Below are 940 nucleotides of genomic sequence, written 5' to 3' on the forward strand. Positions count from 1 at the left end.
GTTCAATCGTTTCTTTACGTCTTGCGTAAATGCTTTTATTCTCTTGTGTATGACGAAGATGGTCCGCTTCTTCTATGTAATGTTCCCACACATGCCGCTCAATCAATTTTTTATGTTCTTTACTTTGTGTGCATTCGGAAAGTAATGGGCAATTTTTACAATCAAGAGGATTAGAAAAGTATTGACGCTTTCCATTCTTCGTCGTCGTTGCATATTTCAGAATTTGTCCTTGCGGACAGATATAACAATCGTAGTATTCATCATAAACATACTCATGTTTTTTCATATAACCATCCTTTGTGCGTGGACGTGTATACGGTAATGCAGGAGTCATATCATTTTCAAAAACGAATTGAGCAATAGCAGGTGTTTTGTATCCAGCATCAGCAGCAACAGCTTCAGGTTTCCCTTGGTTTTGGATGACTTTCTCAAGTAGTGGCTCGAATATGACGCTATCATGGATATTCCCTGGTGTTACAATTGTGCCAAGGACAAAACCATTTCGATCTGAAGCTGCATGAAATGAGTATGCGAATTGTTTAGTTCGTTCGTCCTTTACGTAATAACCACTTTCTGGGTCAGTCGTACTTTCTTTAATTTCTTTTAATTCCTCTTTATCAAATTTATCGGGAGGAAATGGCTTTTTTCCGTGATCTTCGCGGTCTTTATTAATCTCGTCTTGTAAACGTGCTTCATAAGCTTTCGATTCTTTTCGGACAACTTTCTTCTCGAATTTACGCTTATTCGCACTTGCTTTAACATGTGTGGAATCAATAAATACGTGTTCGCTACTAATCAATTTCTTGTCAGAGGCTTCCTTCAAAATACGATAAAAAATCTGTTCAAATAAATCTGTATCCTTAAAGCGCCGCTCGTAGTTTTTACCGAATGTTGAAAAGTGTGGTACCTTGTCATTAAAGCCAAAGCCAAGAAACCAACG

At 37.8% G+C, this 940-nt stretch carries 1 protein-coding gene; it reads right to left on the reverse strand.

Annotated features, from left to right (window positions below):
- Positions 1-940: IS1182 family transposase (locus COJ96_RS24350; protein WP_098576395.1), on the reverse strand; the 940-nt coding region annotated here is incomplete at both ends.

The organism is Bacillus sp. AFS073361 (assembly GCF_002567005.1).
In the GTDB taxonomy this organism is placed as follows: Bacteria; Bacillota; Bacilli; order Bacillales; family Cytobacillaceae; genus Neobacillus.